This window comes from Desulfosporosinus sp. I2 (assembly GCF_000960765.1).
GTDB lineage: Bacteria > Bacillota > Desulfitobacteriia > Desulfitobacteriales > Desulfitobacteriaceae > Desulfosporosinus.
Window position 1 is genome coordinate 1 of the sequence record NZ_JYNH01000166.1, and the last position, 9,904, is coordinate 9,904.

General features: G+C 42.3%; 13 protein-coding genes and 3 pseudogenes. 12 read left to right on the plus strand and 4 right to left on the minus strand.

The genetic code is table 11. The features are described 5' to 3' along the window. Nucleotides 1-93 precede the first annotated feature (93 nt). The 4 genes and pseudogenes from UF75_RS22620 to UF75_RS22635 all read right to left on the minus strand — a co-directional run bounded on the left by UF75_RS22620 (nucleotide 94) and on the right by UF75_RS22635 (nucleotide 2,829). Nucleotides 94-459: a DUF4363 family protein gene (locus UF75_RS22620; RefSeq protein ID WP_045576796.1), complete on the minus strand. Its 366-nt coding sequence runs from the start codon at nucleotides 457-459 to the stop codon at nucleotides 94-96. A gap of 12 nt (nucleotides 460-471) precedes the next feature. Next, entirely contained in the window at nucleotides 472-1,200 is a 729-nt protein-coding gene (locus tag UF75_RS22625) for a DUF421 domain-containing protein (protein ID WP_045576797.1), read from the minus strand. A 363-nt stretch (nucleotides 1,201-1,563) separates the two neighbouring features. Then, nucleotides 1,564-2,166 (minus strand): NAD(P)H-dependent oxidoreductase, encoded by a 603-nt coding sequence (locus UF75_RS22630; RefSeq protein ID WP_045576798.1) that lies wholly within the window; start codon nucleotides 2,164-2,166, stop codon nucleotides 1,564-1,566. A gap of 88 nt (nucleotides 2,167-2,254) precedes the next feature. Then, nucleotides 2,255-2,829, minus strand: a pseudogene (locus UF75_RS22635) (flavodoxin family protein). A 213-nt stretch (nucleotides 2,830-3,042) separates the two neighbouring features. Here UF75_RS22635 and UF75_RS22640 point away from each other — a divergent pair. The 12 genes and pseudogenes from UF75_RS22640 to UF75_RS27660 form a co-directional block, all read left to right on the plus strand. Further along, nucleotides 3,043-3,453, plus strand: coding sequence for a helix-turn-helix domain-containing protein (locus tag UF75_RS22640; protein WP_045576799.1), 411 nt, complete (start codon nucleotides 3,043-3,045; stop codon nucleotides 3,451-3,453). Between the two features lie 184 nt (nucleotides 3,454-3,637). Further along, nucleotides 3,638-4,039 (plus strand): rhodanese-like domain-containing protein, encoded by a 402-nt coding sequence (locus UF75_RS22645; RefSeq protein WP_045576800.1) that lies wholly within the window; start codon nucleotides 3,638-3,640, stop codon nucleotides 4,037-4,039. Nucleotides 4,040-4,072: 33 nt separating this feature from the next. Further along, nucleotides 4,073-4,310: pseudogene (locus UF75_RS22650) on the plus strand (3,4-dihydroxy-2-butanone-4-phosphate synthase); the annotation flags it as partial. A 472-nt stretch (nucleotides 4,311-4,782) separates the two neighbouring features. After that, entirely contained in the window at nucleotides 4,783-5,067 is a 285-nt protein-coding gene (locus UF75_RS22655) for a PadR family transcriptional regulator (protein WP_242860391.1), read from the plus strand. Nucleotides 5,068-5,336: 269 nt separating this feature from the next. Beyond that, the gene (locus UF75_RS22660; protein ID WP_045576801.1) at nucleotides 5,337-5,693 is read left to right on the plus strand and encodes an NADH-quinone oxidoreductase subunit A; all 357 of its coding nucleotides are present in this window, start codon (nucleotides 5,337-5,339) and stop codon (nucleotides 5,691-5,693) included. After that, on the plus strand, nucleotides 5,684-6,205 hold the full coding sequence (locus tag UF75_RS22665; protein ID WP_045576802.1) for an NADH-quinone oxidoreductase subunit B: 522 nt from the start codon (nucleotides 5,684-5,686) through the stop codon (nucleotides 6,203-6,205). The genes UF75_RS22660 and UF75_RS22665 overlap by 10 nt, the downstream gene beginning before the upstream one ends. Next, nucleotides 6,195-6,683, plus strand: coding sequence for an NADH-quinone oxidoreductase subunit C (locus UF75_RS22670; protein WP_045576803.1), 489 nt, complete (start codon nucleotides 6,195-6,197; stop codon nucleotides 6,681-6,683). Before UF75_RS22665 ends, UF75_RS22670 begins: the two co-directional genes overlap by 11 nt. A gap of 13 nt (nucleotides 6,684-6,696) precedes the next feature. Further along, nucleotides 6,697-7,800, plus strand: a complete 1,104-nt coding sequence (locus UF75_RS22675; RefSeq protein WP_045576804.1) for an NADH-quinone oxidoreductase subunit D — start codon at nucleotides 6,697-6,699, stop codon at nucleotides 7,798-7,800. A 26-nt stretch (nucleotides 7,801-7,826) separates the two neighbouring features. Further along, the gene (gene nuoH, locus UF75_RS22680) at nucleotides 7,827-8,882 is read left to right on the plus strand and encodes an NADH-quinone oxidoreductase subunit NuoH (RefSeq protein WP_045576805.1); all 1,056 of its coding nucleotides are present in this window, start codon (nucleotides 7,827-7,829) and stop codon (nucleotides 8,880-8,882) included. Between the two features lie 4 nt (nucleotides 8,883-8,886). Further along, on the plus strand, nucleotides 8,887-9,300 hold the full coding sequence (locus UF75_RS22685) for an NADH-quinone oxidoreductase subunit I (RefSeq protein WP_045576806.1): 414 nt from the start codon (nucleotides 8,887-8,889) through the stop codon (nucleotides 9,298-9,300). 2 nt (nucleotides 9,301-9,302) lie between these two features. Then, nucleotides 9,303-9,806, plus strand: coding sequence for an NADH-quinone oxidoreductase subunit J (locus UF75_RS22690; RefSeq protein ID WP_082075299.1), 504 nt, complete (start codon nucleotides 9,303-9,305; stop codon nucleotides 9,804-9,806). Then, nucleotides 9,803-9,904: pseudogene (locus UF75_RS27660) on the plus strand (NADH-quinone oxidoreductase subunit K); the annotation flags it as partial. The gene UF75_RS22690 and the pseudogene UF75_RS27660, both read left to right, overlap by 4 nt.

The window sequence follows — 9,904 nt, forward strand, 5'->3', positions numbered from 1 at the left end:
CGGTGCGATCCGTAAGATTGAAAGTCGAAGTGGGGAGGGCTTTCCCCAGTCGCTGCGATGTCCAATGAACTGAACAGTTATTTAATATGTAACTTATTTGCCGAGTTGTTTCCAATGCTCATAGGCCTCACTTAATTCAGCTAATGCAATTGGTTTATCTTTAGCTTGAATACCACCCCTAAGTCTTGCAATATTCATTGTAAAAGCATTAATTTCATCACGCTCTGAACTAAATTGTACTCTTGTGATGACTTTATCCCATACTTTATTTAAATTATCGGTATTTTTAGTAGCAGCTTCCCAATCGTCATGAGAGACATCTTGGATAATGGTTTCAATGGATTGGGGGATATTATCATCTCTTCCTAAAGATTGTTTTAAAATATCCCCACTTAGCATGACCAGAACAAAGAAAACTAGGGTGACGATTGGAATAGCTATCACCAAAAACTTTCTCATTTAATCATCTCCTTAGTATGGTCCCTTATAATCACCAATATCAGTAATCTTTTTAAGATGGTCCTCGTACTTGTCTACATACAAACTTCCTGCAGGATTTAAGGTTACCAAAAAAACCTCTGATATATCACGAATTCCCTGCTTTTTGAGCTCCTCAAGCAGCCACGGTTTGTCTTTGTTAAGTTGTCTTAGATTTTCTTCGATAATAATTCCATCGTAAACTAATTCTGTACTTATTCCTGTGGGGGAAACCACAATATTCATGTCCTTGGGAGTTAAAGGCTGGTTTTCCGGCTTTAATAAGACTGAGATCTGACCATTGGGTTCTATAATGGCAAAATCAACTTGGGTCACGTCAAAGACTCCTTTGTTCCTGAGAAGTTCTAAAATCTCAGATATCCTATATTTCATTTTCCTTAAAACATTCTCCATGATCTTGCCATTCATGATGACAATAGTTGGTTCCCCTTCTAAAACTTTAGATGCATATCTCCACTTTGAGGATATCATATCCATCATGTATCCTAATACACACCAGGTTACAAGGCCTACCCAATGTGGCCACGCCCGACTGGATAAATCGGTTGTTAAGGTAGCTGCAATGGAACCAATGGTAATCCCGAGTACATAATCAAAAAGATTAAGCTGGCTTATTTGTTCTTTTCCAATGATTCTTGCAAAAATGAGAAGCGAGAAAAAACCAATTATAGCTCTGACAATAACCACTAAACCTTCATCCATAATAAATTGCACCTTCCATAATTTCAGTATTATAAGGATATTATTTTACATTCGAAATTCTTTATACTAACTTGCAGAAAAGCTTTAATTGCGGTCGAGGCTAAGAACGTTAAGAGCGAGCTCTAAGAAAATCTTAGGGCTCGCTCCTTTTATCGCCACCTAGAAAGTATAACTATCTGTAAAGTCCTTTCCGCTGTTCATGCTTTAGGACACTTGGCTATCACGGCATCTAGCTATTTATCTACAAGCGTCCTCCTTCATATTGAAAGAGGACGCTTGTTTTTTGTTGTTATAAAAGCAAAGTGGGAATGTAAAAAATTGCAACTAAGGCAACCGTTTATTGATGACTGGGAAGTCCGATGCTCAGAAATTAGCTGCCATAGTTCGTGCAGTTTGATGGCTTTGGTCGATCGCAGCTTTTAAAGCATCTCCTTGTAAGATTCCCGTTTGCTCTAAGAATAGGGATTCCACCTGAGTTATGCCAAAGAAACCAAGAATAGTTCTGATATACTGATCATCTAGGTCATATGCTTTGGCTGGCCCCTCACTGTACATCCCACCCCTTGAACTTACATGCAGTGCTTTACGTGGCTTATCTGAAAGCAATCCAATGGGCCCTGATTCTGTGTATTTAAAGGAAACTCCAACATAGGAGATATAATCAATATAAACCTTAAGGATTGAGGGAATACTAAGGTTCCACATCGGTGCCGCGATCACGTATCTATCAGCGCTCGCAAATTGTTGGGCATAGTCGTAGGCCTTATTTTTCTCCCCTCCAAACATTTTCGTCAAAGTATCAGCATCCAGTGGTTGAATACCTTCTTTATAGAGATCTAAGGTTATAATTTCACAATCGGGATTACTTTTTTGATACTCTTGTACAAAAACATTGGCTAAGGTTGAAGTGTGTGAATCTGAATCAGCTTTCGGATTGGCTTTAACATATAATAATTTTTGGGTCATGGAACCGCCTTCTTTCGAAATTACTGGTCGTTTCGCTATTGAATTACTAGCTTTGATTAAAATGTGCAAATAGCATGGCAGTTATGCGTTACCTTACCTGTTTTAAAAGCTTGGCCATGTTTTTCCCAAGGGTTTGGAAAGTCTGAATGCCTTCAGCATCCTTCTGAACATCACCTGGATCACGGGATAAGGTCAGGTTCCAGTAATTCGAACTGCAAATAATCATTTCAGCTATGCCAAAAAAGAAGTTAATGGCAGAGTAAGTAAAGGTTGAGCCCGCTCTGCGGGCTGAAACGACGGATGCCCCTACCTTTCCTTTTAACATTGCCCCCCGTTAGATTTGGCTACATAACCGCAACGATCAATCAGGGCCTTAACTTCTGAACTCACATTACTGAAATAGGTGGGGGAACCGATAATGATTCCATCGGCCTCTTCAATTTTCTGAATGAAAGTATTCATTTCATCATCTTTGCGTGAGCAGCGGTTATCCTTAGTTTCACGGCATTTTCCACACGCTAAACAACCAAAGACTTTACGTCCACCCAATTGGACGATTTCCGTCTCAATACCCTCCTGTGTTAATTCTGCCAAGACGATTTTGAGGCTCTGAGCAGTATTGCCATTTGCTCTCGGACTTCCGTTAAAGGCTACAACTTTCATTATTTTGAACACTCCTTATTGTAAGAATTAGTTTAAAGTAATTGTCAAACATAATAATATACAATATAATAGCAACTAACAAGTACGTACCTTTTTGTACTATAGTATCCATTTGTATACCACAATACTTCTGGATAACATCTTTAAAATTCTGATGGAGTTTAAAAACCTCACCTAAATCAAGACAATTGTTTATAAGGAGTGAGATGAAAAATGATTAAGTTTAAAAATAATGAGTACCAGTGTTCAATGGAATTGACGTTAGACCTTATCGGTGGGAAATGGAAAGCACTTATACTCTGGCATTTAGGTGATATAACCTTAAGATATAGTGAATTGAGAAGAATCCTGCCCAAGGTCACAGCGAAAATGTTAACTCAACAGCTTAGAGAGCTGGAAGTTAGTGGATTGGTCAAGAGATTTATTTATACAGAAATACCTCCTAAAGTTGAGTATTCTCTGACTCAAGCCGGAAAGAGTCTTTTACCCATTTTAGATACAATGTGTAAATGGGGACAGAGCTACGCCGATGAGTACAACGAGTGTGAACAAAACGAACAAAACGAACAAAACGAACAAAACGAACAAGAAAAGAATCGGATTTTGATCAAAGGAATTGAGTAAAGGAGCGAAGCCCTATGGATTAAGGGCTTCGCTCCTTTGTGAAGACTCGTATATCATAGTAACAAAATTAGATGAGTCCGTAAACATTACAATTGACAGAAGGCCTATGTGCACCTTACAATACTCATATACCACCGGAGGGTATAGGGGATTCTCGCTGAATTTTTCAGAAAGGAATGAATGCATGAACCAGAATATCACAAGCACAATCATTGTCGTAGTTGGCTTACTTGTAATTTGGGTCTATATGAAGGGCTCAGGGGAACTTAAAAAGTATAAGATTGAACCCTCTGCAGCAAAAAAGAGATTAGATCTGGAAAAGGGGATCATTCTTTTAGATGTTAGAACCCGGGAGGAATATATTGAGAAGCACATTCCCGGAAGTACTTTGATTCCTTTAAATATTCTTGCAAAGGAAGCTAGCAAGAAATTGCCCAACAAACAAGCCACTATTTTTTTCTACTGTAGGAGTGGGAATCGGAGTAGGGCTGCTGTAAAGATGTTATTGAAGCAGGGTTATACTCAAGTTTTTGATTTGGGCGGTATTATACGTTGGCCGTATAAGACGGTTTCTGGCAAGAAATAAATCCATGCTAATTCGAGAAGGCAGTGGTATCGTCACAACACAAGTAGTTTTCAGACTCCATTTACTGTCTCGATCGAAGCAACAAGCGGTGTTACTACAGGCGTGTCAGCTGCTGACCGTTGCAACTGTGAAAGCGGCGACTGCAGATCATGCATGCCCAGATAATCTCCGACGCCCAGGCCATATTTTCCCGTTGAGGGCTAAGCCTATGGGAGTACTGGAGCGTCTTGGGCATACAGAAGCGAATGTTGATTTAATGCGACTTGCTGGACTAAAGCCTTAATAAGACATGACAATGACATAATATCATTGAGATAAGATGACTCAGCTTAGTTCTTAAGCTGAGTCATTTTTTTGGTGTGCCAGGCATGCGATGATCATCACTACTCACAAATTTTGGAAATACATATTGAAGTCCATACTCACTAGTTATATACTATTTGCAATATATATACTATTAGCTAGAGAGACGGAGAGTTGTGTATATGAACCGCCAAGACTACATACGGTACTGGGGTGACAACTCTCTTGATCATATCTACTTAACCTTGGAACCAGGTCTGCCACCAGCCTTAGTGCGGGATCGTTTGGAATGGCTTTGATAGTTAGCCTCAGCACCATCTACCCCGCCTGCTTGGCTTCAAAGGTTGATCCGGTTAAAGTGTTGCGTTCGGAGTAAAACAAGGATAATGGATAAACTCTTACATAATTAATAAACAGAATGCTAAGGAGAGTAATTAGTCATGCCGGTTAAACACGCAATCTTAGGAATTATTAAGGAAGCCCCACGCCATGGATATGAACTTAAGAGTATTTTTGATGAGCGAATAGGAAACTTTTGGAACCTTAATTATGGACAAATTTATACGACACTTGACAGGCTGGAAAAGGATGGTTTCGTAAGTGGCACTGAAGAAGAGCAAGATTCCCGACCAGACAAAAAAGTGTACGATATTAGTAAAAGGAGTCCAAGAGCTAGAGCGTTGGCTCCAGGAACCGGCTACAAAACCAAGGCCTTTACGAGATGAACTTTTTATCAAACTATTGTTCATAAGCAGTGAGAATCCGGAGCCAGCATTCCGACTGATTGAACGTCAGAAGCAAGGTTCTAATTGCACTACTCCCTGACATAGAACTTCAGAGGGAGTAGTGTATGGACAATTTAAGGGCCAAGACTGATATTGGCAAGAGCTTAACGTTGGTTGGAGGGGAGGAGTGAAGGGAGGCAAGAATAAGGCTAGACGATGTGACACAATAGGAAATAAGTCACAATCATAGATTCGAAAGGGGGGAAGTCATGTCGGACAATTTTGCTGCTGTGGGACTGTTGCTTGCGTTTGCAGTCGGTTTACCGATCGTAGTGATGACGGTGGTTCATTTGTTGGCACCCCATAAACCGCATAAGGAAAAGCTGACAAGTTATGAATGTGGCAATGAACCGATTGGTAAGGCCTGGGTTGGATTTAAGAGTAACTACTTTCTATATGCCATTGTCTTCGCCGTATTTAGTGTAGAAACCATCTTTTTATATCCTTGGGCATTGACGTTTCGTAAATTAGGAACCTTCGCCTTCGTTGAAATGTTTGTCTTTATGATTATTCTGATCATTGGTTTTTGGTACGCTTGGAAGGAAGGTGCTTTGGATTGGATGTAAAAAAGGAGAAAGAGCTACGCGATGCTGAGGCTATGGCTGAAAAAAATATTTTGCTAACCGGCATTGAAAAGTTTTTAAACTGGGGTCGAGTGCATTCTTTTTGGCCAGCTTCATTCGGTCTGGCTTGTTGTGCTATTGAGATGGCGTCATCAGGAAATCCTCGTTATGACTTATCTCGGTTTGGTTATGAGGTGTTCCAGGCCTCACCGAGACAAGCTGATTTAATGATTGTGGCAGGAACTTTGACAAGAAAAATGGCTCCAGTAGCGCGGCGTATCTATGATCAAATGCCAGAGCCTAAATGGGCTATTGCCATGGGCAATTGTGCCTGTTCGGGGGGGCCATTTGCAGATTCCTATGCTGTCGTACCGGGGGCGGACAGTATAATTCCAATCGATGTCTATATACCGGGATGCCCACCGAGGCCGGAATCCTTGATTTTTGGGATGCTGCAACTTAAACAGAAGATACAAAATCCTACTAAGGCGAGGTTAATTAAATATGGTAAGTGATAGTTTAAGAGCCCGAGTGGGCGAGCTGGCAGTCAGGGTTAACGGAGAAGTTGAAGAGAGCCTTGGCGAACTCGAATTAACGGTTAATGACCGGTATGCCGTAGAAGCATTAACTAGTGCTAAGAACTTTGCGGATGTTCCGTGTGATTTTCTGCATGACCTATGTGGCATGGATCTGGAGGATCACCTCGAAGTTGTTTACCAATTATCCAGTCTTCGTGGTCCCCAGCGTCTACGGATTATAGCCAGAGTTGAACGAGACAATCCTGTGATAGACTCAGCTACTCCCCTCTGGAAGGGGGCAGACTTTTTAGAGCGTGAAGCCTTTGATATGTTCGGCATACAATTTAGAGGACATCCAAATTTGAAGCGTATCTATATGTGGGATGATTTTGAAGGGCATCCAATGCGGAAAGATTATGTTGTTGAGAGTCATGAACAACGTGCTGTTATGCGAGTAAGAAAAGAAGGGGAATAGAGGTGGGGAAACTATGACGATTGAAGGAACTCAAGAGTACTCTATAAACATGGGCCCCCAACACCCGAGTACGCATGGCGTGTTCCGCATGGTGGTCCATTTGGATGGAGAAGTTGTCACTAAAGTTGAACCTAAAATTGGGTATCTCCATCGTGGTTTGGAAAAAATGGCCGAAAGTCGAACTTATACTCAGTTTATTCCGTATACAGACCGCTTAGATTATCTGGCAGGTCCGCATAACAGTCTTGGTTACGTCCAAGCAGTTGAAAAATTGATGGAAATAGAAGTGCCAGAGCGAGCTGAGTACCTCCGTGTAATCTTCGCGGAATTGGGGCGGATTGCCAGTCACTTAGTCATGATCGCGAGTGGGTCTTTAGATATTAGCGGCTGGACTCCCTGGAGTTATTGTTTCCGTGATCGCGAGCGGATTCTCGACTTTTTTGAGATGACAGCGGGCAATCGCATGACTCCAAACTTCGTTCGAATCGGCGGGGTCAGTCATGATGTTCCGGATGAATTTATGCCAGCCCTTAAAAGTTTTCTCGAGGATATGCCAGAGATGATGGAGGAATACTATGGTATCTTTTTCGGTAATGAGATTGCTCAATCACGGATGAAAAGTGTCGGGATTCTCCCGAAGGAATTGGCAGAAAATCTGCTGATAACGGGGGCAAATCTACGGGCCTCAGGAGTACAGTATGATGTGCGTAAAGCCGAGCCTTACAGCATTTACGACAGGTTTGATTTCAAGATTCCGGTGTTGTATGGCTGCGATACTTATGACCGGCACTTTATTCGGCTTCTTGAGATTCAAGAGAGCAAAAAGATTATCGAACAGGCTTTCAGGGATATCCCAGCAGGGCCTGTGATGGCCAAGGTTCCGAAGGTGATTAAGCCGCCAGTCAGCAAAGTTTATCATCGAGTTGAGAACCCTAAGGGAGAAATGGGTTGGTACATTGTCAGTAATGGGACGACCAAACCAGCTCGAGTTCGTATTCGTACCGGAGCGTTTGTTAATGTTCAAATGCTTGATGCTATTGTTAAAGGCTGGAAGATACAAGATCTTGTGACTATTTTCGCATCGATGGATCTTGTTTTAGGGGAAGTGGATAAGTAAGAAGTTTCTAATGAGGGGAGAAGAAGATGGACGCTTTAAACAATCTGTTTGTAAATATTGCGGCCGCAATCCGTGGATTGTTTGCAGATTCCCACTCGTTTAGTGCTGATTTGACGATTAATATTATTGCGTTTATTATACTCTTTTTGATTATGGTCGTCGCAGCTTTGTTTCTGAGTTTGGTGGAACGCAAATTTGCCCACTGGGTATCACAGAGATCCGGGCCCAATCGGCTTGGGCCACACGGCTGGTTCCAATTTATTGCCGATGCGGTGAAAATGTTGGGTAAGGAGGATATTACGCCTGCTAACGTCGATAAATTCTTCTTTAAAATGGCTCCAATGATGCTCGTAGGAGTTACCTTGATGGTATTTGGCGTGATTCCCTTCGGTAAGGGAATGGTGGCCATCGATCTTGATTTAGGAATATTTTACTTCTTTGCAATTTCATCACTGTCAACATTGGCAATGCTGATGGCCGGATGGGCATCCAATAATAAATATTCCTTACTAGGGGGGTTGCGAGCGGTAGCCCAAATGATAAGTTATGAAATTCCGTTGCTCTTTTCTTTACTTGGCGTCATCATGATTACTCAGACCTTTAACCTATCCGCCATTATCGAAGCACAGGAAACCATCCCGTTTGTTTTCCTGCAACCTTTAGCTTTTATAATCTACTTGATAGCCGGGATTGCTGAGACAAATAGGGCTCCTTTTGATCAAATTCAAGGGGAACAGGAGATCGTCGCCGGGCCTTTCACGGAGTACTCCGGACTTAGGTGGGGACTGTTTATGCTAGCCGAATACGGTAATGTGGTCGCCACATCGGCAATCGCTGTTACGATGTTCCTGGGTGGTTGGTACGGCCCTGGATTTCTGCCGGGGTGGCTATGGTTTATTCTTAAAATATGGTTAGTGATTTTCTTAATGATGTGGATTCGTTGGACGTTTGTCCGAATGAGAATCGATCATCTTATGCATTTTGCTTGGAAGATCTTGCTTCCCTTGGCTTTGGTGAATATCTTCTTAACAGGTATAGGTATTTATGTCTATGAGTTGCTCATTGCGCGGATTGGAGGGTAAAAGAGTGTTTGGTGAAGGTTTAATAAAAGGCTTGGGTATCACGATCAAACGTTTCCTCGAACCTAATCTTACAGAATATTATCCTGAATTTAAGCCGAAGCTTCCCTCCCGTACAAGGAGTTCCATGGTTCTTGAACCTGAAAAATGTATTGCTTGCGGGCTTTGTGTAAACGCTTGTCCGAATCAAGTTATTAATCTAACCAGCGAAAAGGATGAGAAAAACAGGAAAACATTAAAGACTTACGAGATGAACATGGGTCGCTGTCTTTTGTGTGGATTATGTACGCAATCCTGCCCGACTGGCGCCCTTAAACTCTCCCAAGAATTTGAGAATGCAGTCTATCATCGTGAAGAATTAGTTTGGGATTTGATTGCGCGTTCCAAGCAATCGAATACGCCAAGTGGGAAGGTGGAGTAAGCGTGGGTACAATAGTTTTCTTCATCTTTGCAATCCTGGCGATTGCATCTGCTTGGGGTGTTGTCACTTCGAAGAATATTATGCATAGCGCGCTCTATCTAGCCCTTTCCTTTTCAGGCGTTGCGGTGCTATACGTTCTCTTGAATGCCGACTATTTAGCGGCAGTCCAGTTACTGATCTATACGGGAGGCATCGCCATCATGGTGGTCTTCGCAGTGATGTTGACCTTACGAGGAGACATCAGTGCAAGCAATCCGGATAACAAGGTTTGGGGCTGGGGAGCGCTCATCTCGACCTTGATGTTTCTCACGATTGCCGTGGTTGTCTTCACGAATACAGACTGGCGTATTTTGCCGACACCGTGGACGGGCGGAGGTTCGGCTACCGATATTTCACTGTTACTTCTCACGAAGTTTATGATTCCATTCGAAGCCGCCGCAGTCTTGCTCACCATGGCCTTAGTCGGAGCGGTGATCTTGGCGAAGGGAGTGAAGGCGAGCAAATGAATTATTTAAGTAATTTCAGTAACTTCAGTGTTGGACTATCGACCTATCTTCTGGTGGGAGCGATGCTCTTTTGCCTGGGGCTTTACGGGGCCTTTGCC

Coding starts and splice junctions, on each gene's coding strand:
- UF75_RS22620 (WP_045576796.1), bottom strand. CDS start 459: ATGAGAAAGTTTTTGGTGATAGCTATTCCAATCGTCACCCTAGTTTTC.
- UF75_RS22625 (WP_045576797.1), bottom strand. CDS start 1,200: ATGGATGAAGGTTTAGTGGTTATTGTCAGAGCTATAATTGGTTTTTTC.
- UF75_RS22630 (WP_045576798.1), bottom strand. CDS start 2,166: ATGACCCAAAAATTATTATATGTTAAAGCCAATCCGAAAGCTGATTCA.
- UF75_RS22640 (WP_045576799.1), top strand. CDS start 3,043: ATGATTAAGTTTAAAAATAATGAGTACCAGTGTTCAATGGAATTGACG.
- UF75_RS22645 (WP_045576800.1), top strand. CDS start 3,638: ATGAACCAGAATATCACAAGCACAATCATTGTCGTAGTTGGCTTACTT.
- UF75_RS22655 (WP_242860391.1), top strand. CDS start 4,783: ATGCCGGTTAAACACGCAATCTTAGGAATTATTAAGGAAGCCCCACGC.
- UF75_RS22660 (WP_045576801.1), top strand. CDS start 5,337: ATGTCGGACAATTTTGCTGCTGTGGGACTGTTGCTTGCGTTTGCAGTC.
- UF75_RS22670 (WP_045576803.1), top strand. CDS start 6,195: ATGGTAAGTGATAGTTTAAGAGCCCGAGTGGGCGAGCTGGCAGTCAGG.
- UF75_RS22675 (WP_045576804.1), top strand. CDS start 6,697: ATGACGATTGAAGGAACTCAAGAGTACTCTATAAACATGGGCCCCCAA.
- nuoH (WP_045576805.1), top strand. CDS start 7,827: ATGGACGCTTTAAACAATCTGTTTGTAAATATTGCGGCCGCAATCCGT.